Annotated in this window: 20 protein-coding genes; 12 read left to right on the top strand and 8 right to left on the bottom strand. The window is 72.0% G+C overall.

Annotated elements, in window-relative coordinates; all coding sequences use genetic code 11:
* Positions 1-199 precede the first annotated feature (199 nt).
* The 5 genes from ACZ6IM_RS21520 to ACZ6IM_RS21500 all read left to right on the top strand — a co-directional run bounded on the left by ACZ6IM_RS21520 (position 200) and on the right by ACZ6IM_RS21500 (position 5,301).
* On the top strand, positions 200-1,132 hold the full coding sequence (locus tag ACZ6IM_RS21520; protein WP_052840645.1) for a coiled-coil domain-containing protein: 933 nt from the start codon (positions 200-202) through the stop codon (positions 1,130-1,132).
* Between the two features lie 122 nt (positions 1,133-1,254).
* Positions 1,255-2,247, top strand: a complete 993-nt coding sequence (locus tag ACZ6IM_RS21515; RefSeq protein ID WP_052840646.1) for an ABC transporter ATP-binding protein — start codon at positions 1,255-1,257, stop codon at positions 2,245-2,247.
* 2 nt (positions 2,248-2,249) lie between these two features.
* Positions 2,250-3,020: an ABC transporter permease gene (locus tag ACZ6IM_RS21510; RefSeq protein ID WP_469558239.1), complete on the top strand. Its 771-nt coding sequence runs from the start codon at positions 2,250-2,252 to the stop codon at positions 3,018-3,020.
* 134 nt (positions 3,021-3,154) lie between these two features.
* The gene (locus tag ACZ6IM_RS21505; RefSeq protein WP_052840648.1) at positions 3,155-4,435 is read left to right on the top strand and encodes an ABC transporter ATP-binding protein; all 1,281 of its coding nucleotides are present in this window, start codon (positions 3,155-3,157) and stop codon (positions 4,433-4,435) included.
* Positions 4,432-5,301: an ABC transporter permease gene (locus ACZ6IM_RS21500; protein ID WP_052840649.1), complete on the top strand. Its 870-nt coding sequence runs from the start codon at positions 4,432-4,434 to the stop codon at positions 5,299-5,301. Before ACZ6IM_RS21505 ends, ACZ6IM_RS21500 begins: the two co-directional genes overlap by 4 nt.
* Before the next feature lie 7 nt (positions 5,302-5,308).
* Here the strand turns inward: ACZ6IM_RS21500 and ACZ6IM_RS21495 are convergent, their stop codons facing one another.
* On the bottom strand, positions 5,309-5,641 hold the full coding sequence (locus ACZ6IM_RS21495; protein WP_052840650.1) for a hypothetical protein: 333 nt from the start codon (positions 5,639-5,641) through the stop codon (positions 5,309-5,311).
* A 256-nt stretch (positions 5,642-5,897) separates the two neighbouring features.
* Between ACZ6IM_RS21495 and ACZ6IM_RS21490 the strand changes: the two genes are divergently transcribed.
* On the top strand, positions 5,898-6,926 hold the full coding sequence (locus ACZ6IM_RS21490; protein WP_052840651.1) for an LLM class flavin-dependent oxidoreductase: 1,029 nt from the start codon (positions 5,898-5,900) through the stop codon (positions 6,924-6,926).
* An 82-nt stretch (positions 6,927-7,008) separates the two neighbouring features.
* On the opposite strand, the gene ACZ6IM_RS21485 is transcribed toward ACZ6IM_RS21490, so the two are convergent.
* Positions 7,009-7,401, bottom strand: coding sequence for an SCO5389 family protein (locus tag ACZ6IM_RS21485; protein ID WP_003973607.1), 393 nt, complete (start codon positions 7,399-7,401; stop codon positions 7,009-7,011).
* Positions 7,402-7,680: 279 nt separating this feature from the next.
* Here ACZ6IM_RS21485 and nucS point away from each other — a divergent pair, with 279 nt between their 5' ends.
* A complete protein-coding gene (nucS, locus tag ACZ6IM_RS21480; RefSeq protein WP_052840652.1) occupies positions 7,681-8,352 on the top strand; it encodes an endonuclease NucS in 672 nt (223 codons plus the stop codon).
* An 81-nt stretch (positions 8,353-8,433) separates the two neighbouring features.
* On the opposite strand, the gene ACZ6IM_RS21475 is transcribed toward nucS, so the two are convergent.
* The 4 genes from ACZ6IM_RS21475 to ACZ6IM_RS21460 all read right to left on the bottom strand — a co-directional run bounded on the left by ACZ6IM_RS21475 (position 8,434) and on the right by ACZ6IM_RS21460 (position 13,476).
* Positions 8,434-11,103, bottom strand: coding sequence for an AAA family ATPase (locus ACZ6IM_RS21475; RefSeq protein ID WP_052840653.1), 2,670 nt, complete (start codon positions 11,101-11,103; stop codon positions 8,434-8,436).
* A 233-nt stretch (positions 11,104-11,336) separates the two neighbouring features.
* Positions 11,337-11,660: an STAS domain-containing protein gene (locus tag ACZ6IM_RS21470; protein ID WP_030187305.1), complete on the bottom strand. Its 324-nt coding sequence runs from the start codon at positions 11,658-11,660 to the stop codon at positions 11,337-11,339.
* A 189-nt stretch (positions 11,661-11,849) separates the two neighbouring features.
* Positions 11,850-12,698 carry a 3-hydroxyacyl-CoA dehydrogenase family protein gene (locus tag ACZ6IM_RS21465; protein WP_052840654.1) on the bottom strand — a complete coding sequence of 283 codons (849 nt, stop codon included), beginning with the start codon at positions 12,696-12,698 and terminating at the stop codon, positions 11,850-11,852.
* Between the two features lie 136 nt (positions 12,699-12,834).
* Positions 12,835-13,476, bottom strand: a complete 642-nt coding sequence (locus tag ACZ6IM_RS21460; RefSeq protein ID WP_469558231.1) for a TetR/AcrR family transcriptional regulator — start codon at positions 13,474-13,476, stop codon at positions 12,835-12,837.
* A 93-nt stretch (positions 13,477-13,569) separates the two neighbouring features.
* Between ACZ6IM_RS21460 and ACZ6IM_RS21455 the strand changes: the two genes are divergently transcribed.
* From ACZ6IM_RS21455 to ACZ6IM_RS21445, 3 genes are read left to right on the top strand one after another with little or no spacing between them, the layout of a single operon-like run.
* Positions 13,570-14,352, top strand: a complete 783-nt coding sequence (locus ACZ6IM_RS21455) for an ABC transporter ATP-binding protein (RefSeq protein ID WP_052840656.1) — start codon at positions 13,570-13,572, stop codon at positions 14,350-14,352.
* A 50-nt stretch (positions 14,353-14,402) separates the two neighbouring features.
* Entirely contained in the window at positions 14,403-15,152 is a 750-nt protein-coding gene (locus ACZ6IM_RS21450) for an ABC transporter permease (RefSeq protein WP_052840657.1), read from the top strand.
* A 13-nt stretch (positions 15,153-15,165) separates the two neighbouring features.
* Positions 15,166-15,738: a cob(I)yrinic acid a,c-diamide adenosyltransferase gene (locus ACZ6IM_RS21445; RefSeq protein ID WP_052840658.1), complete on the top strand. Its 573-nt coding sequence runs from the start codon at positions 15,166-15,168 to the stop codon at positions 15,736-15,738.
* On the opposite strand, the gene ACZ6IM_RS21440 is transcribed toward ACZ6IM_RS21445, so the two are convergent.
* Both ACZ6IM_RS21440 and ACZ6IM_RS21435 read right to left on the bottom strand, forming a co-directional pair.
* Positions 15,735-15,923 carry a DUF5708 family protein gene (locus tag ACZ6IM_RS21440; RefSeq protein WP_052840659.1) on the bottom strand — a complete coding sequence of 63 codons (189 nt, stop codon included), beginning with the start codon at positions 15,921-15,923 and terminating at the stop codon, positions 15,735-15,737. The genes ACZ6IM_RS21445 and ACZ6IM_RS21440 overlap by 4 nt on opposite strands.
* Positions 15,920-16,504: a hypothetical protein gene (locus tag ACZ6IM_RS21435; protein ID WP_052840660.1), complete on the bottom strand. Its 585-nt coding sequence runs from the start codon at positions 16,502-16,504 to the stop codon at positions 15,920-15,922. The genes ACZ6IM_RS21440 and ACZ6IM_RS21435 overlap by 4 nt, the downstream gene beginning before the upstream one ends.
* Positions 16,505-16,656: 152 nt before the next feature.
* Here ACZ6IM_RS21435 and ACZ6IM_RS21430 point away from each other — a divergent pair, with 152 nt between their 5' ends.
* Together ACZ6IM_RS21430 and ACZ6IM_RS21425 are read left to right on the top strand one after the other, a co-directional pair.
* Positions 16,657-17,853 (top strand): sensor histidine kinase, encoded by a 1,197-nt coding sequence (locus tag ACZ6IM_RS21430; protein WP_052840661.1) that lies wholly within the window; start codon positions 16,657-16,659, stop codon positions 17,851-17,853.
* Positions 17,850-18,491 (top strand): response regulator, encoded by a 642-nt coding sequence (locus tag ACZ6IM_RS21425; protein WP_052840662.1) that lies wholly within the window; start codon positions 17,850-17,852, stop codon positions 18,489-18,491. Before ACZ6IM_RS21430 ends, ACZ6IM_RS21425 begins: the two co-directional genes overlap by 4 nt.
* The last annotated feature ends 42 nt before the right edge of the window (positions 18,492-18,533 follow it).

The raw sequence follows: 18,533 nt of genomic DNA, 5'->3' as shown, positions 1-18,533 counted from the left end.
GTGATTTGGGTGTCTGCTGGAGATCTTTGGCCGAGTCCCGACGGGACTCCTGCCCGAGGCTTTGGCAAGCCATCCGAGGGTCAGCCACTCAAAAGAGGTGTCATTCTCCGTATCAAACGTGCATCCGCTCGATGACACACCGCATTGGCGCCTAGGATTCCCTCTATCACCTCACCCGGTCTCTTTCGACAGGAACCCCATGAGCGACACTTCCCCCTACGGCTTCGAGCTTGTGCGGCGTGGGTACGACCGCGCTCAGGTGGACGAACGTATCTCCAAGCTCGTCTCCGACCGTGACAGCGCTCTCGCCCGCATCACCGCTCTGGAAAAGCGCATCGAGGAGCTCCACCTCGAGACTCAGAACGCCCAGGCCCAGGTCAACGACGCCGAGCCGTCGTACGCCGGTCTCGGTGCCCGGGTCGAGAAGATCCTGCGGCTCGCCGAGGAAGAGGCGAAGGACCTGCGCGAGGAGGCCCGGCGCGCGGCCGAGCAGCACCGCGAGCTGGCCGAGTCGGCCGCCCAGCAGGTGCGCAACGACGCGGAGTCGTACGCCGCCGAGCGCAAGGCCAAGGCCGAGGACGAGGGCGTCCGGATCGTCGAGAAGGCCAAGAGCGACGCCTCCCAGCTGCGTTCCGAGGCGCAGAAGGACGCGCAGTCCAAGCGCGACGAGGCCGACGCCCTCTTCGAGGAGACCCGCGCCAAGGCCGCGCAGGCCGCCGCCGACTTCGAGACGAACCTCGCCAAGCGCCGCGAGCAGTCCGAGCGGGACCTGGCCTCCCGTCAGGCCAAGGCCGAGAAGCGGCTCGCGGAGATCGAGCACCGCGCGGAGCAGCTGCGCCTGGAGGCGGAGAAGCTGCGCACGGACGCCGAGCGCCGGGCCCGCCAGACCGTGGAGACGGCGCAGCGCCAGTCCGAGGACATCGTGGCCGACGCCAACGCCAAGGCCGACCGGATCCGTTCGGAGTCGGAGCGCGAGCTGGCCGCCCTCACCAACCGCCGCGACTCCATCAACGCGCAGCTGACCAACGTGCGCGAGATGCTGGCGTCCCTCACGGGTGCCGCGGTGGCCGCCGCTCCGTCGGTCGAGGACGAGTCGGTCTCCCGCGGGGTGCCGGCCCAGCAGTCCCGCTGACGCCGTTCCGCCGGCCCGGTTCGGCCCGAGCGGGCGAACGCCTGCTGAATACGTACGAGGAAGGATGAGGCCTTCTGTCACTGGGGTGGCAGTGGGCCTCGTCCCGTTCTAGCGTGGGCGCCATGATCGAGCTCGAGGGGCTGACCAAGCGGTACGGCGAGAAGGTGGCGGTCAACAATCTCTCCTTCACCGTCAGACCCGGCATCATCACGGGCTTCCTCGGCCCGAACGGCGCGGGCAAGTCCACGACCATGCGGATGGTGCTGGGGCTGGACCGCCCGACCGCCGGGGACGTACGGATCGACGGCAAGCGCTACGAGCAGCTCAAGGACCCGCTGACGTACATCGGCGCGCTGCTCGAGGCCAAGGCCTGGCACGGTGGGCGCAGCGCCTACAACCACCTGCTGTGCCTCGCGCAGAGCAACGGCATCCCGGCGAGCCGGGTGCGCGAGGTCCTGGACACGGTCGGGCTGTCGGCGGTCGCCAAGAAGAAGACCAAGGGCTTCTCCCTCGGCATGGGGCAGCGACTGGGCATCGCCGGCGCGCTGCTCGGCGACCCGCGGATCCTGATGTTCGACGAGCCGGTCAACGGCCTGGACCCCGAGGGCATCCACTGGATCCGCAATCTGATGAAGACGCTGGCCTCCCAGGGCCGTACGGTCTTCGTCTCCTCCCACCTGATGAGCGAGATGGCGCTGACCGCCGACCACCTGGTGGTCATCGGCCAGGGGAGGCTGCTGGCGGACACCTCGATGGCCGAGTTCATCGCGGAGAACTCCCGCAGCTACGTCCGGATCCGCACCCCGCAGCGCGAGCAGCTGCTCGACGCGCTGCACGGCGCCGGTGTCACGGTCGTCGAGGCGGGCGACGGGGTGCTGGAAGTGGACGGCGACAAGTCGGAGGCCGTCGGTGAGCTGGCGGCGCGGCAGCAGATCGTGCTGCACGAGCTGAGCCCGCAGCGCGCCTCGCTGGAGGAGGCGTTCATGCAGCTGACCGCGGAGTCCGTGGAGTACCACGCGCACGACGGGCAGCCGCCCGGCGCGGTGCCGCAGCAGCAACAGCCACCGGGGCGGCCTCCGCAGCAGCCGTGGGGCAGCGACTGGAAGAGGGGTTGAGCATGGCGGCGACACAGGTCGTCCGGTCCGAGTGGACCAAGATCCGGTCGGTCGCGTCCACGGTGTGGACGCTGGGCCTCGCCGTGGTCGTCACCATTGCCCTCGGCATGCTGATCTCGGCCCTGTCGAAGAACGAGTTCGGCGACATGAGCCGGCGGGACCAGCTCTCCTTCGACCCGACCTTCATCAGCTTCGCCGGCACCAGCCTCGGCCAGCTGGCGATGATTGTGTTCGGGGTGCTGGTCGTGGGCAACGAGTACAGCTCCGGCATGATCCGCACCTCGCTGGCCGCTGTGCCGAAGCGCGGCACCTTCCTGTTCAGCAAGATCGCGGTGGCCACCGCCCTCGCGCTGATCGTGGCCATGGTCACCAGTTTCGCCACGTTCTTCCTGGGCCAGGCGATGCTCGGCGACCTCAAGGCGTCGATCGGCGACCCGGGCGTGCTCCGCGCGGTGTTCGGCGGCGGCCTCTACATGACCCTCATCGCGATGTTCTCGATGGGTGTCGCCGCGATGCTGCGCTCGCCGATGCTGTCGCTGGGCATCCTGATGCCGTTCTTCTTCCTGATCTCCAACATCCTGGGCAACGTCCCGGCGACCGAGAAGGTCGGCCGGTTCCTGCCGGACCAGGCCGGCAGCAAGATCATGCAGGTGGTCACGCCGATCGACGACGACGTCCCGTACGGACCGTGGGGCGGCCTCGGGATCATGGCGCTGTGGGTGATCGCGGCCCTCCTGGGCGGGTACGCGGTCCTGAAGCGGCGGGACGCCTAGAACGGCTGGGGGCGCCTCCGTAGGGTGTCGGATTTTGCCCGCGCTTGAACGGAACCGTCAGCGCGTGGATATCCTCCTAACCCTTACGGGGGCGTGTGCCCTGCTGTCCCTGAACCTTCCGATGGGTGCGGAGCATGATCGAGGCTGTCGGCCTGACCAAGCAATACGGCGACAAGACCGCTGTGTACAACCTCTCCTTCCAGGTGCGGCCGGGTGCCGTCACCGGCTTCCTGGGGCCCAACGGCTCCGGCAAGTCGACGACGATGCGGATGATCCTGGGCCTGGACAACCCCACGGCGGGGCACGTCACGATCGGCGGACACCCGTACCGCAGGCTGCCGAACGCGGCGCGCCAGGTCGGGGCGCTCCTGGACGCCAAGGCGGTGCACGGCGGCCGGTCCGCCCGCAACCACCTGCTGAGCCTCGCCCAGCTGTCCGGCATCCCGGCCCGGAGGGTGGACGAGGTGCTCGGCGTGGTGGGCCTCCAGGACGTCGCCAAGCGGCGCTCCAAGGGCTTCTCCCTCGGCATGGGCCAGCGGCTCGGGATCGCCGCCGCGCTCCTCGGCGACCCGCAGGTGCTGCTCTTCGACGAGCCGGTCAACGGCCTCGACCCGGAGGGCATCCACTGGGTGCGCAACCTGATGAAGGCGCTCGCGGCGGAGGGCCGCACCGTCTTCGTCTCCTCGCACCTGATGAGCGAGATGGCGCTGACCGCCGACCACCTGATCGTCATCGGGCGCGGCCAGCTGCTCGCCGACATGAGCGTGACGGACTTCATCTCGGCCAACTCCGCCGACTTCGCGCGCGTGCGGACGCCGGACACCGAGCCGCAGCTGCGCGAGAAGCTGACCTCGGCGCTGACCGAGGCGGGTGGCCACGTGCTGCCCGAGCAGGACGGCGCGCTGCGCGTGACCGGGCTCCCCCTCCCCCGGATCAGCGACATCGCGCACGAGTCCGACGTACGGCTGTGGGAGCTGTCGCCGCACCAGGCCTCGCTGGAGGAGGCGTACATGCGGATGACGCAGGGCGCCGTGGACTACCGGTCGACCGCCGACCAGAAGGCCGGGCTCCAGCAGCCGCTGCCGCCCGGCGCGCAGCCGCCGATGCCGGTACCGGGCCAGGGCCAGCCCGGGTGGTACGCCCCGCCGCCGCCCCAGCAGGGCGGTCAGCCCTTCGCCGCGCCGCAGGGCGCGCCGGGCCAGGCTCCGGCGGGCCCGTACGGTGCCCCGGTGGCGCCCGGGCCGGTGCCGGGCGGTCAGCCGGCCAACCCGTACGCGGCGCAGCAGGCTCCCCAGGCCCCGCCGGTGCCGCAGGCTCCCGTCGCGGCCCCGGCGCCGCCCGCGGCCGCCCCCGCACCACCCGCGCCCGCCTCCGCGCCCGTCACCGACCCGACCAAGCCCGAGGACGCCCGATGAGCACGCCCCAGCCCCCGACGCAGCAGGCCGCGCCCGACTGGCACGCGGCGCCCGGTTCGCCGTACCCGACCTACACGTCGCCGATCCCGGTGGTGCGCACGAACCTGGTGCACGCGCTGGCCTCGGAGTGGACGAAGATCAAGTCGGTGCGCTCGACGATGTGGACGCTGGGCGTGTTCGTCCTGCTGGTCCTCGGCATCGGGCTGCTGACCGGCGTGATCGTGGCCAACTCCTCCTCCGACCTGGCCGGTGAGAGCGCGCTGAGCCTCGGCTTCTTCGGACTGCTGCTGGGCAGCATGTGCGTGATCACGCTCGGCGTGCTGACCACCGCCTCGGAGTACGGCACGGGCATGATCCGCACGACGATGACCGCCTGCCCCAGCCGCGGCCGGGTGCTGGCGGCCAAGGGCATCGTGTTCTTCCTGGTGGCGTTCGTGGTGACCCTGGTCTCCGCGACGCTGGTCGGTCTGGCCCACGTGTCCATGCTGGAGGGCAACGGCGCCGAGAACCCGACCGGCGCCGAGTGGCTGAAGGGCACGGTCGGCGTCTCGCTCTACATCGCGCTGCTGGGGCTGCTGTCGCTGGCCATGGGCTCGATCATCCGGCACTCGGCGGGCGCCATCACCATCATGATCGGCGTCCTGCTCGCCCCGCTGGTGATCGCCCTGTTCATGTTCTCGGAGTCGCTCAAGGACGTGCAGCAGGCGCTGTTCGAGTACTCGATCCCGAACCAGATGAGCATCTTCTACGCCAACTCGCTCTCCGAGTCCGGGCCCTCGGGCTGGGACCCGCTGTGGATCGTGCTCGGCGTGACGGCGGCCGCGTTCGCCGCGGCCTTCGCCCTGCTGGAGAAGCGGGACGTGTAGACGGCGTTCAGAACCTCGGCGCGTTTCGGGACCGCTGCACCCGCGTGGTGCGGCGGTCCTTCGCGTTCCAGCACGCCTTGTGCCAGTGCCGGCGGTCGTCGACGCCCGAGTGGGCGGGCCAGGCCACCACGTGCGGGACACCGTCGGGAATGAGCTGGTCGCACCCCGGGCAGCGGTACGACTTGCCCTGCGCGCTCGCGCCCGCCACGTGCCGTACGCTCCACTCCTCGCCCCGCCAGTCCTCCGCGGACTGCCAGCCGCCGTAACGGCCGGAGCCGTCCTCCTCGGCGCTCCGGCCGGACGGACCGGCTCCCTTGGGTCGGTTGCGACGCGGGGACACGGGACACCTCACGGAGCTATACAGGAAGCAGGGCGGCATCAAGCCTACGCGGCACGGACACGGGTACGCGGACGCCGCCGAACACCGCGACTCCCCCGTGCGGGGGTTTCCGTCCCGGGCCCGTGCGCCGTCCCACAACGGCCGATTCTGCAGACAATCCGCAAATCCCCCCGTCCGGCCGTGTCCTCGGCACGTGTCAGGCGGTTATGCCGTGTGGGGGAGCTCCACGTCGGGGCCGAGGAAGTTGGAAAAGGCAATGCGCGTAGGAAGTTTCGTGTTGGGAGCCCAGTTCCCGGGCCAGGGTCAGGGCGAGGCGCTGCACCGCGCGGTCCGCTCGGCCGAGGTCGCCGAGGAGGCCGGGCTCGACACCGCCTGGCTGGCCGAACACCACTTCGTGCCGTACGGCACGTGCCCGTCGGCCGTGACCCTGGCCGCCCTGCTGCTGGGCCGCACCCGGCGCCTGAGGGTCGGCACCGCGGTCAGTGTGCTGCCCACCGTCCACCCCGTGGCGCTCGGCGAGCAGGCCGCGCTGCTGCACCTCACGAGCGGCGGCCGCTTCTCGCTGGGCGTGGGCCGCGGCGGGCCGTGGGTGGACCTGGAGGTGTTCGGCGCGGGTCTGGAGGCGTACGAGAAGGGCTTTCCGGAGTCGCTCGACCTGCTGCTGCGCTGGCTGCGCGAACCGGCCGTCGGCGCCTCGGGGGACCGCTTCCGGTTCCGCGAGGTGCCCGTGGTGCCGCGCCCCTCGGAGTCCCTGGCGGAGGAGCCGGGCCCGGAGGTCGTCGTCGCCTGCACCTCGCCCGCCAGCGTGCGTCTGGCGGCCGAGCGGGGGCTGCCCATGCTCCTCGGGATGCACGTCGGCGACGAGGAGAAGGCGGAGATGGTCGCCCTGTGGCGCCGCCACGCCCGCGCGGCCGGGCGTCCGGCGGCGGAGATCCACGGCGCGGCACACGTCTCGGCCGGCGTCTGCCAGATCGCGGACCGGCGCACCGACGCGGCGGAGATCCTGCTCAAGTCGATGCCGGGCTGGCTGCGGCAGGGCCTGGGCGCCCATGTCACGGTGGACGGCCGGGCCCGGCAGATGCGCGACCCGCACGCGTACACCGAACTGCTCTGCGGGCTGCACCCGGTGGGCACACCCCGGCTGTGCGCGGACCGGCTCGCGGCGACCGCCGAGCGCACCGGCATCTCCCGCTTCGCCCTGCTCGTCGAGGGCTCGGGCGACCTGGCGGCGACCGAGGAGAACGTACGGCGGCTCGGGGCCGAGGTGCTCCCCCAGCTCCGCTGAGCCGGCGGGCGGGGAGCTTGCCGCTCCGGTACAGAACTGCACCTCCCGCGTACGGAGCGGCAAGCGGGCGCTCTAGGGGCCGTCAGCAGTCGCGCAGTTCCGGCGACTGGTTCAGCAACTGGCTGCGCACCGAGGTGAACTTGGTCAGCGTCTCGTCGACAGAGGAGTCCAACGGGAACACCGCCACCCGGTGGCAGTTCTGGAAGGCCAGCCGCACCCCGAAGTGCCGCTGCAGTGCACCGCGTATGGCGTCACTCGCGAGCGCACGCAGGAGCTGACCGCGCGCCTGCTCGTCCGGCGGGGGCGTCTGGTTGTCGGCGAACGCTCCGCCGTCGACCTTCAGCTGTGCCACCAGGGAGCTGACCATCTCCCATGCGTAGGGCAGGGAGGTCCGGACGCAGTCGACGAAGTCTGCTTCGTCGACCTCGCCTCGCTCGGCCTGTTCGAGTAGGGCCGGTGAGACGTCGAGCGACATGGGTTCTCCTCTCGCACCCCCGACCAGCAGGGGTTGCCGGACAGTGAAGGGAGTGCGCGATTCCGAACACGCTGCGTACACAGTTCGCGACCTCCCGTTCAATACCGTAAGCAACCGATCGTGACCGCACCAGGAGAATGCCCAGATGGACACCATCCGGTAGGCCCACAATCGGCCAGTGCGCAAGACGGGGCCAATGGGAGAAGTGGGACAGCGCACGCGGTGCCCGGGTCCGGGCGAATCGCGTCGGGCCGGGCCCGTCGAGTAGCGTTGCCGACCATGCGTCTCGTCATTGCCCGCTGCTCCGTCGACTACGCCGGACGGCTCACCGCCCACCTGCCCTCGGCCCCCCGGCTGATCCTGGTCAAGGCGGACGGCAGCGTCTCGATCCACGCCGACGACCGGGCCTACAAGCCCCTCAACTGGATGTCGCCGCCCTGCACCCTGAAGGAGGGCACGGGCGAGGAGGAGGGCGTCTGGACCGTCGTCAACAAGGCGGGCGAGAAGCTCATCATCACGATGGAGGAGATCCTCCACGACTCCTCGCACGAACTGGGCGTCGATCCGGGCCTGATCAAGGACGGCGTGGAAGCGCACCTCCAGGAGCTGCTCGCCGACCGCATCGACACCCTCGGCGAGGGCTACACCCTCATCCGGCGCGAGTACATGACCGCCATCGGTCCGGTCGACATCCTGTGCCGGGACGCCCAGGGCGGCACCGTCGCGGTCGAGATCAAGCGACGCGGCGAGATCGACGGAGTGGAGCAACTCACCCGCTACCTGGAGCTGTTGAACCGCGATCCGCATCTCGCCCCGGTGCGCGGGGTCTTCGCCGCCCAGGAGATCAAGCCGCAGGCCCGCGTGCTGGCCACGGACCGCGGCATCGGCTGCCAGGTGCTGGACTACGACGCCCTGCGGGGCATCGAGGACGACAAGCTGCGGCTGTTCTGAGGGCGCGTCACGTACGACGTGGGCAGGGCCGGGTCCGTGCGGCGGACCCGGCCCTTCTGTGCTGTCGCCCGTCCGGCGGGGTCAGATGACCTGACCGGCCGCCGGGTCCGAGCCGGCCGGGGAGCCACCGGTCCCGTCCGTGCCCCCGGTCCCGTCCGTGCCCCCGGTGCCGTCCGTGCCCCCGGTGCTGCTCTGCGAGACGGTGGCCGGAGGCGTGTCGGCACCGCTGACGGTGTCGGACGTCTCCGGGGTGGACGGCGAGGTGGTCTGGCTCTCGGAGGGTGCCGGGGAGGTGCCGCCGGTCTCGGTGGGCGTCCCGGGGTTCGTCGGCTCGGTGTCCGTCGGCTTCGGCGACGTCGGCTTCGTCGTCGGCGCACTCGGCGACTTGCTCGGCTGGTCCGGCGAACCGGGGTCGTCCGGGCTCTCGTCGTCACCGGGCTCGGTGGCGTCGCCGGTGCTGCTGGGCGCGTCCGAGGGCCGCCCGGACCGGGTCGGTGCCGGGTCGTCCGAGGTGCCCGGGGTGCCGTCCGGACCGGAGTCGGTCGGGCTGCCGGTCGCGCCCTGGCCCTGCCCGTCGTCCGAGGGCCGGTCCGCGCCCAGGCTGCCGTCGTCGATGCCCTGGCTGGCCGACGGGTTGACGCCGACCTCGTTGGAGGGGTCGCCGGGGTCGTTCTCGGAGGTGGCCCCCAGGGTCACCACCGTGCCGAGCACGGCGACGAGCAGCGCGCCCGCTCCGGCGGCCACCAGGTTGCGCCGCGCAAAGCCCTTGATGCCGCCGGCGACCGTGCGGGAGGGCTCCTCCTCGCTCTCGCGGCGGGTGACGAGGGTGGGGGACTGCGGACGCGGTCTCAGCGGCGGGAAGGGCGCGGGGACGCCCGCGGACGGCGACGCCGACTCCTCGTTGCGGGCGTCGGGCACCTCCTCCCCCACCGTCGGACCGAGCCCGGTGCCGAGGGAACCGGGTCCGGCGGCGGGCGGTGAGGCGACCGCCGCCGCGCCGAACGCGCCCGCGCCGCTGCCCAGGCCCGGCGTGTCCCCGGTGCGGTCGGCGACCAGCGCCAGGGCGCGGCGGCCGGCCACGGCGCCACGCTTGTCGGAGAGCGCGCCGCGCAGCCCGATGGAGGCCTCCAGCTCGGCGCGCGCCCGGTCCAGCCGGCCCTCGCACAGCGCGAGGATGCCGAGCTCGTGGTGGAAGTAGGCCTGTTCGGCGACGTCGCCGGCGAGCCGGGAGGCCTCGGTGCCGCAGCGCAGCGCCCGTTGCCAGGCACTCCAGTGCAGTCCGGCGGCGAACGCGGGCGCCGCGGTGCGGGCCAGCTGGACGGCGGGGCTCTCCGCGTCGTCCGCGGGCGGGGTCGTCGTCGGCACCAGCACGGCGAGGGCGGCCAGGACGGCGTCGGCCTCGGCGCAGACCCGCTCCGGGGTGACCGAGGGGTGCCCGGCCCACCAGGCGTAGTGCTGGGCGGCGGCCAGCGCCCGCTCCCGTACGGCGTCGGCGTACCCGGCGCTCTCCAGCTGGGTGAGCACCCCGGCGGCCAGCCGGTAGCGGGAGCCGACCGGGGAGACCAGTCCGCAGTCGGTCAGCTCGCCGAGGGCGGCGTCCGCGTGGGTGTCGCCGACCAGGGCGGGCAGGTGGGCCTGGTGCGGCACCTCGCCGGCGAGCGCGACGGCGAACTCCAGGGTGGCGCGGGCGGAGGCGCTCAGCCGGGAGGCGAGCAGCGGTGCGGGCGCGGCGGCCTCGCCGAGGGACGGCAGGGGTACGTCGTCGGCCTCGGTGGCGTCGTAGGGGGTGTCGTCGGCCGGGCGGGCGTCGGCGAAGACGCCGAACTCGTCGACGGCGTCGGCGCCGGCCCGCTCCCGGTCCCGGCGGCGCAGCAGGGCACCGGCCTGGACGAAGCGCAGCGGCAGGCCCTCGGACTCGAACCAGAGGTCTCCGGCCCAGTTGGCCTCCTCCTCGGTGAGGGGACGCCCCGCGGCGCGCTCCAGCAGCTCCACGCCGTCCGAGCGGTCCAGGCCGCTGAGGAAGACCTCCTCGACGGCCGAGTCGGCGGAGGGTGCGGCCACCTCCGGGGTGGCGGCGATGAGGAAGGCGCACTCGGGGGTGGCGTCGAGGAGTTCGTCGAGGGCGGTGCCGCCGAAATCGACGTCGTCGAGGACCACGACCGCGCCCACCTCGCGGAGGTACCCGAGCAGTTCCGCCCGGTCCGGGCGGTGCAGGGGGGCGCGGTGGACGGCGTAGAAGAGGTCGTGGAGCAGGTCGTCGGCGGTGCGGTGGTGGCCGCTCAGCCGGACGACGCCGTCCGGCGCGAGGCCCGCGCAGTCCTCGGCGACGACGTCGAGGAGGCTGGTGCGGCCGGAGCCGGCGGGGCCGGTGAGGCGGACGGACCGGCCGCGGGCGAGCAACCGCACCAGGCGCTCGCGTTCGTCCTCGCGGGCCAGCAGGCCCAGGACGGTGCGGACCGGTCCCGGCGGGACGGGCGGCCGCGCGGCGCGCTCCGCCTCGGCGCGTTCGGCCGCGGTGAGCTTCTCGGGCCGGGCGGGCCGCTCCGTGGGCGGGCAGACCTCGATCTCGCTGCCGTCGACGGGGTTGACCGTGAGCAGGAAGTCGCCGGACACCAGCTGCACCGTGCGGGCGAGCGCGGGCGCGTGCTGTCCGAAGTCGGAGGTGATGGGGTCCCGGTGCGGGCGCGGGCGCGGCGCCTGGTGGTCGCCGTCCTGGCCGTACTCCTCAGGGCCCCGGTTGGTCGGGTCCATTGGTTCAAGCCCCCCAAAAGCGTCGTGTGCAGGGCCCCGGCAGGGACCACCCTCCCGGCCTTGCCGCACACCGCGCTGTCGCTTCTGGTCCGGGCCCGCCGGCGGGTTTGCAAAGGCAGCGGGCAGCCAGACCCTAAACCTTCGCCCAGTATCGCCGACAGTCCGGGGTGCCGGACCGCCCGAGAGGTCACGGTCTCGTGAGGATTGCGTGTGTCGGAGGTGTGAACCTTCACTTACACGCGGGGCAGGGTCTCCACACCGATGCCGCCCTCGATGGCGAGGATCCGGTGCAGCCGGGTGGCCACCAGCAGGCGCTGCATCTGCGGCGGTACGTCGCGCAGCACCAGTCGCCGCCCGCAGCGCCCGGCCCGCCGGTGGGCTCCCATGATCACGCCGAGTCCGGTGGCGTCCCAGGAGTCCAGTTCGGACAGGTCCAGCACCAGGTCGCCGACTCCGTCGTCGACGGCCGAGTGCAGGACCGTACGGGCGTCCGCCGCGCTGCGGACGTCGAGGCGGCCCCCGACGACCAGCTCGACGTGGTCGCCCCTGATGTGCATATGCGCTCCCCGGCGTGCGTCTTCTTCGTCGTCTTCTTCGTCTTGAGCGTTGCGTTCCGTGCGGTGTGGTCTCGGCGGTATCAGGTGTTGCACCCTCTGACTGGCCGGAACGACCGGAGGTTGCCGCCTGTAAGCGAACCGATACCGAATTCACCCCGGCGTGTGACGTCTGCCGGGGCTGATGTGACCTCAGTGCTTGTAGAAGCCCTGCCCGCTCTTGCGGCCGATGTCACCGGCGTCCACCATCCGGCGCATCAGCTCCGGCGGGGCGAACTTCTCGTCCTGGGACTCGGTGTAGATGTTGCCCGTGGCGTGCAGCAGGATGTCGACGCCCGTCAGGTCGGCGGTGGCCAGCGGTCCCATGGCGTGGCCGAAGCCCAGCTTGCAGGCGAGGTCGATGTCCTCGGCGGTGGCGACGCCCGACTCGTACAGCTTCGCGGCCTCGACAACGAGGGCGGAGATGAGCCGGGTGGTCACGAAGCCGGCGACGTCGCGGTTGACGACGATGCAGGTCTTGCCGGTGGACTCGGCGAACTCGCGTGCGGTGGCGAGCGTTTCGTCGCTGGTCTTGTAGCCGCGCACCAGCTCGCACAGCTGCATCATCGGGACCGGCGAGAAGAAGTGGGTGCCGACGACCCGCTCGGGGCGCTCCGTCACGGCCGCGATCTTGGTGATCGGGATGGCGGAGGTGTTGGACGCGAGGATCGCCCCGTCCTTCACCAGCTTGTCCAGGGTACGGAAGATCTCGTGCTTGACTTCCAGCTTCTCGAAGACGGCCTCGACGACGACGTCGGCGTCGGCGGCGGCGTCCAGGTCGGTGGTCGCGGTGATGCGCCCGAGGGCGGCCTCGGCGTCGTCGGCGGTGAGCTTGCCCTTGGCGACGAACTTGTCGTAGGAGGCCCTGATGCCGTCGGTGCCGCGCCGCAGCGCCTCGTCGGTGACGTCGCGCAGGACGACGTCCCAGCCCGCCTGCGCGGAGACCTGGGCGATGCCGGACCCCATGAGACCGGCTCCGATGACGGCGAGCTTCCGTGCCACTGTGCGACTCCCCTGATACGCGCTGATTCTCGTCTCTCGGCCGGAGATTAGCGGGCGTGAGGCGCTGTGTGACCGGTTAGTAACGCGCGTCACGTCTCAAATGACGGACGTCACACCGAGGCGTGCCGTCCGGGTGTCACTGCGCGCCTCGTACGGCGTAGTTGAGCACCTTCTCGCTCAACAGCTCCTCCATCTCGTCCAGCAGCAGGAGCACGTCGCGGGAGACCTCGGAGGGCTTGCCCCCGGCGACCATGCGGTGACCGATCTCCATCATCACCGTGCCGTGCAGCCAGTTGATCTGACCGGCCATCAGGGAGGGCAGCGGATCCTCGGCCGGGGTGCCGGTCTCCTCCCTCAGGGTCGTGTCCAGGTTGACGAGGATCTCCTGGCCGATGGCCCACATCCGGGACCGCAGGGCGGGCGACTCGTGCACGACCTTCATGAACTCGGCATATCCGTCCATCAGGCCGACGCGCGGCGACACCGACTCGACCTCCTCGCGCAGCTCGCGCAGGACGGCGTGCGCCGCCGACTCCCCTTCGTGCCGCCCGCGCACCCAGCGCGAGAGCCGGTCGACCACACCCTTGGAGCGGTCGAGGAACAGGTCCTCCTTGGCAGGGAAGTAGTTGTAGACGGTGTTGACGGAGACGTTCGCGGCGTCCGCGACCTCCGCCACCGTCACGGCCTCGAAGCCGCGCTCCAGGAACAGCCCCGTGGCGACATCCGAGATGTACTGCCGGGTCTGCCGCTTCTTCCGTTCCCTGAGTCCCTCGGCCATGTCCGCATCCTAGCCGCGCCGGCACCACTGCCTGGGGCCGCTGAAAACTTGGTGTCGTTGCAAAATTTCAGTGACTCTGTTTTTCTGGGACGCATGGCAATCATCAGTACGGCCGGGCTGGCCCGTACCTTCGCGACCAGGCGCGGTGAGATCGAGGCGGTGCGCGGCATCGACCTCACCGTCCGCGAGGGCGAGATCCTGGGCTTCCTCGGCCCCAACGGCGCCGGCAAGACCACCACCCTGCGGATGCTCACCACCCTGCTCGCCCCCACCGGCGGCGCGGCCACCGTCGCCGGCCACGACCTGGCGGCCGACCCTGCCGGGGTCCGCGCGGCGTGCGGGTACGTGGCGCAGTCGGGCGGGGTGGACACCCAGATCACCGTGCGGGAGGAGCTGGTCACCCAGGGCCGCCTGTACCGGCTGTCCAAGGAGCGGGCCGTCGAGCGCGCCGCCGAGCTGGCCCGCGACCTGGACCTGACCGGGCTGCTCGACCGCAAGTGCGGCGCGCTCTCCGGCGGGCAGCGGCGCCGGCTGGACATCGCGATGGCGTTCACGCACCGCCCGAAGGTGCTCTTCCTGGACGAGCCGACGACCGGCCTGGACCCGGGCAGCCGCGCCGACCTGTGGGAGCTGGTCCGCGGGCTGCGCGACGAGCAGGGCACCACGGTCTTCCTGACCACCCACTACCTCGACGAGGCCGACGCCCTCTCCGACCGCCTGGTGGTCGTGGACGGCGGCGTGGTGGTCGCCGAGGGCACTCCGGCCGCCCTGAAGCTGCAGTACGGCGGCTCGGCCGACGCCTCCCTCCAGGACACCTTCCTGGCCGTCACCGGCCGCAGCGCCGCGCCGGCCGACGCCACCCCCGTAGCCGTCTGAGTCCCGTAGCCGTCCGACACCCCGTAGCCCCGACCTCCCTGGGAACACCGATGCTGCTCCACGACACCGGCCTCGTCTACGGCCGCTATCTGCGCCAGTCCCTGCGCTCCCGCTTCGCGCTGCTCTTCGGCGTGCTGATGCCGCTGCTGTACCTGCTCTTCTTCGGCCCGCTGCTGACCGACCTGCCGCTCGGCGGGCGGGGCAGCTCCTGGCAGGTGCTGGTCCCCGGCCTGCTGCTGCAACTGGGCCTGTTCGGGGCCTCCTTCGCGGGGTTCTCGATCATCATCGAGAACGGTCAGGGGGTGGTCGAGCGGATGCGCGTCACGCCCGTCAGCCGCCTGGCGCTGCTGCTGGGGCGGGTGCTGCGGGACGCCACCGTCTTCGCCTTCCAGGCCGTGCTGCTGGTGCTGGCGGCCGTGCTGATGGGCCTGCGCGCGCCGCTGCCCGGTGTGCTGATCGGCTTCGCCTTCGTCGTCCTGCTCACGGTCTCGCTGGCCTCGCTGTCGTACGCGCTGGCGATGAAGGTGCGCACGCCGCAGGAGTTCGGGCCCACGATCAACGCGCTCACCATGCCGTCGATGCTGCTGTCCGGCCTGATGCTGCCGATGACCCTGGGCCCGGCGTGGCTGGACGTGCTGTCGCACCTGATGCCGTTCCGCTATCTGGTGGACGCGGTGCGGGACGCCTACGTCGGCTCCTACGCGACGGCGCACATGCTGTACGGCGTCCTCGTCGCCCTCGCCTTCACCGCACTGGCCGTGACGGTGGGCACACGCGTCTTCCGGACCGCCGGAGCGTAACTACGCTGGCCCCATGGTCAACCTGACGCGCATCTACACCCGGACCGGAGACCAGGGCACCACCGCCCTCGGCGACATGAGCCGGGTCCCCAAGACCGACCTCAGGATCTCCGCGTACGCCGACGCCAACGAGGCGAACGCGGTGATCGGCACCGCCATCGCGCTGGGCGGCCTGTCCGAGGAGGTCGTCAAGGTCCTCGTCCGCGTCCAGAACGACCTGTTCGACGTGGGCGCGGACCTGTCGACGCCGGTGGTGGAGAACCCGGAGTACCCACCGCTCAGGGTCGAGCAGTTCTACGTCGACAAGCTGGAGGCGGACTGCGACCGCTATCTGGCCGAGGTGGACAAGCTCCGCTCCTTCATCCTCCCCGGCGGCACCCCGGGCGCCGCCCTGCTGCACCAGGCGTGCACGGTGGTCCGCCGGGCCGAGCGCTCCACCTGGGCGGCCCTGGAGGCCCACGGCGAGACGATGAACCCGCTCACCGCGACCTACCTGAACCGGCTCTCCGACCTCCTGTTCATCCTGGCCCGCGTGGCCAACAAGGAGGTCGGAGACGTGCTGTGGGTGCCGGGCGGGGAGCGTTAGAGCGACCGGCGCGCGGCACCGTACAGGCCCCACGCGGTCTGCGCGCCGCCCACGCACATCAGTACGACCCCCGCCTTCGTCAGGGTGACCACCGGAACCTCCACGTCGCCCGTGAACAGCCACAGGGCGAGGCCGGCGAGCAGCGTGACGACGCCTTCCAGCAGGTTCTTCGATGCCCGGTTCACCGGTGTGCCTCCTGCTTGCGCCGGTCGGCCGCGGCCTGCGGCGTGCCCGCCGGGGCCTTCTTCGGCCAGATCAGGTACGTGAGGGCGATCAGGCCGTGGATGGCGACGGCGCGCAGGGCCGTCCACTGGAAGGCGCGCAGCGACGAGACGTCGCCGTCGTCGCCGACGTACCAGACGGCGCCCTGGAGCAGCGCGCAGGCCACGGCGGCACCGAGCAGTGTGCGCAGCCACAGCCGGCCCTCGTGGCGCGCCCGGGGCATACCGTGGCGCGGGGGCTTGGCCGGGGGCGGGCCGCCGGCCAGGCGGTGGGCGGCGTGACCGTCGAGCCAGCGGATCGTGTAGTGGCCGTAGGCGACGGTGTAGCCGATGTACAGCGCGGCCAGGCCGTGCTCCCAGCCGGGCTCGGCGCCGTTCTTGAGGTCCCACGCCGTCACGGCGAACAGCACCAGTTCCAGCACCGGCTCGCACAGCAGCAGGACCACGCTGGTGCGCCGCCACTTCAGCAGGTAGCGGGCGCCCAGGCCGAGGGCCAGCAGGACCCAGAAGCCGACCTCGCAGGCGATGATCAACGCGACGACCACGACGCACTCCCTTCGTTCACCCTTCCAGGCTCCCGTGGGAATCCGCCGCGTTCGTCGTCGGCGGTGACGAACCTCCGGTACATCGAAAGATGCAGCGCGGGACCCTTCCCGGGGATCAGGCGGGCGGGGCGCGGGGCGTGTTGGATGGTGGCATGGCCGCACGACTCCCCCGCCCGCGCCGCTTCGACGCGTACGCCGCGTCTGCGGGGCTCCTGGGCGGGCTGCTGCTGTGGGGCATCGGCCTGGGCGTGCGGCCCGCCGACAACCCGATCGTGCTGTTCGACGGCCGCTGGCCGCTGCTGGTCCCGCTCGCCGTCATGGCGGGCTGCGAGCTGCTGCGCCGGGCGGCGCCGCGCACCGGGCTGCTGATCGGCACGGCCGCGCTGATCGCGGACACGCTCACCCAGGGCAGCCTGGTCACGGTGATCATGTACACCGACCTGATGTACGCCGCCGTGCTGTACGGCTCGCCCGCCTCGGCCCGCCGCATCCCGTGGATCACCGGACTGCTCACCGTGGCCGGCACCGTCGTGCCGTTCGCGCTGTGGCGGGTGCCCGAGGCGCTGCTCATCGGCGTCGCCGTCGGCATCGTGTCCTTCGGGCCCGCCTCCACGGGGCTCATCGTCCGCAACCACCGCGAGGCCGCCGACGCCGCCCTGCTGCGGGCCGAGCAGACCGCGCTGCTCGCCGAGATGGACCGGGTGCAGGCGGTGACGGCGGAGCGCTCCCGGATGGCCCGCGAGCTGCACGACATGGTCGCCAACCATCTCTCCGCGATCGCCATCCACTCCACGGCCGCACTCTCCCTGGACGACGCGGCGACCACCCGGCAGGCGCTCGGTGTGATCCGTGAGAACAGCGTGGCGGGACTGGCCGAGATGCGCCGCCTCATCGGCATCCTGCGGGACAGCGGCGGGGACACCGCACCGGCCCCCGCGCCCACCCTCGACGGGCTCGGCGCGCTGGTCGACGGTGCCCGCGCCAACGGCCTCGACGTCGCCCTGGACGCGGCACCCGGCGACAACCTGCCCGCGCCGGTCGGACTGGCCGCGTACCGGATCGTGCAGGAGTCGCTCACCAACGCGCTCAAGCACGCCTCGCAGGGCACCGTCCGGGTGCGGCTCGACCGGCACGAGGGCGCCCTGCGGGTCGAGGTGACCAGCCCGTACGGCGAGCGGGACACCCCGCGCGTCCCCGGTTCCGGCGCCGGTCTCGTCGGAATGCGGGAGCGGGCCGCGTTGCTGCACGGCACGTTCGAGGCCGGGGCGGTGGCGGACCCCGGCCCGGCGGGCGGCAAGATCTGGGCCGTGCGCGCCACGCTGCCCCTGACCGAAGGAGACCTCGCATGATCCGCGTCCTCGTCGCCGAGGACCAGTCCGCCGTCCGCGCGGGGCTGGTGCTGATCCTGGGCAGCGCACCGGACATCGAGGTGGTGGGCGAGGCAGCCGACGGCGAGCAGGCGGTGGCGCTGGCCCGGGAGCTGCGTCCCGACCTGGTGCTGATGGACGTGCAGATGCCGCGCCTGGACGGCGTGTCGGCGACCCGGATCGTGGTCGGGGAAGGTCTGGCCGACGTGCTGGTGCTGACCACCTTCGACCTGGACGAGTACGTCTTCGGAGCGCTGCGGGCGGGTGCCGCCGGGTTCCTGCTGAAGAACACCGAGGCCAAGGACCTGATCGCGGCCGTGCGCACGGTGGCGGGCGGCGAGGGCATCGTGGCCCCGGCCGTCACCCGGCGGCTGATCGCCGAGTTCGCCGCGAGGCCGGTGCGGGAGCCGGCCGCGGACCCGGCGGTGCTGCGCGACCTGACCCGGCGTGAGCGCGAGGTGCTCTCGTGTCTCGGCGAGGGGCTGTCCAACGCCGCGGTCGCCGAGCGGCTGGACATGGCGGAGGCCACGGTGAAGACACACGTCAGCCGTCTGCTGGGGAAGCTGGGGCTGCGCAGCCGGGTGCAAGCGGCGGTGCTGGCGCAGGAGTTGGGGATCTAGTTTCCCCTCTCGATCACCGTCTCAACCACGCCCCGCCACATT

Source organism: Streptomyces sp. NPDC042336 (genome assembly GCF_055581985.1).
Note: the sequence above shows the minus strand (reverse complement) of the source record. Positions and strands in the feature narration are given on the sequence as shown.

Coding starts and splice junctions, on each gene's coding strand:
- ACZ6IM_RS21445 (WP_052840658.1), top strand. CDS start 15,166: ATGGTCAACCTGACGCGCATCTACACCCGGACCGGAGACCAGGGCACC.
- nucS (WP_052840652.1), top strand. CDS start 7,681: ATGCGTCTCGTCATTGCCCGCTGCTCCGTCGACTACGCCGGACGGCTC.
- ACZ6IM_RS21500 (WP_052840649.1), top strand. CDS start 4,432: ATGAGCACGCCCCAGCCCCCGACGCAGCAGGCCGCGCCCGACTGGCAC.
- ACZ6IM_RS21510 (WP_469558239.1), top strand. CDS start 2,250: ATGGCGGCGACACAGGTCGTCCGGTCCGAGTGGACCAAGATCCGGTCG.
- ACZ6IM_RS21520 (WP_052840645.1), top strand. CDS start 200: ATGAGCGACACTTCCCCCTACGGCTTCGAGCTTGTGCGGCGTGGGTAC.
- ACZ6IM_RS21425 (WP_052840662.1), top strand. CDS start 17,850: ATGATCCGCGTCCTCGTCGCCGAGGACCAGTCCGCCGTCCGCGCGGGG.
- ACZ6IM_RS21490 (WP_052840651.1), top strand. CDS start 5,898: ATGCGCGTAGGAAGTTTCGTGTTGGGAGCCCAGTTCCCGGGCCAGGGT.
- ACZ6IM_RS21485 (WP_003973607.1), bottom strand. CDS start 7,401: ATGTCGCTCGACGTCTCACCGGCCCTACTCGAACAGGCCGAGCGAGGC.
- ACZ6IM_RS21430 (WP_052840661.1), top strand. CDS start 16,657: ATGGCCGCACGACTCCCCCGCCCGCGCCGCTTCGACGCGTACGCCGCG.
- ACZ6IM_RS21505 (WP_052840648.1), top strand. CDS start 3,155: ATGATCGAGGCTGTCGGCCTGACCAAGCAATACGGCGACAAGACCGCT.
- ACZ6IM_RS21470 (WP_030187305.1), bottom strand. CDS start 11,660: ATGCACATCAGGGGCGACCACGTCGAGCTGGTCGTCGGGGGCCGCCTC.
- ACZ6IM_RS21515 (WP_052840646.1), top strand. CDS start 1,255: ATGATCGAGCTCGAGGGGCTGACCAAGCGGTACGGCGAGAAGGTGGCG.
- ACZ6IM_RS21450 (WP_052840657.1), top strand. CDS start 14,403: ATGCTGCTCCACGACACCGGCCTCGTCTACGGCCGCTATCTGCGCCAG.
- ACZ6IM_RS21455 (WP_052840656.1), top strand. CDS start 13,570: ATGGCAATCATCAGTACGGCCGGGCTGGCCCGTACCTTCGCGACCAGG.
- ACZ6IM_RS21460 (WP_469558231.1), bottom strand. CDS start 13,476: ATGGCCGAGGGACTCAGGGAACGGAAGAAGCGGCAGACCCGGCAGTAC.
- ACZ6IM_RS21475 (WP_052840653.1), bottom strand. CDS start 11,103: ATGGACCCGACCAACCGGGGCCCTGAGGAGTACGGCCAGGACGGCGAC.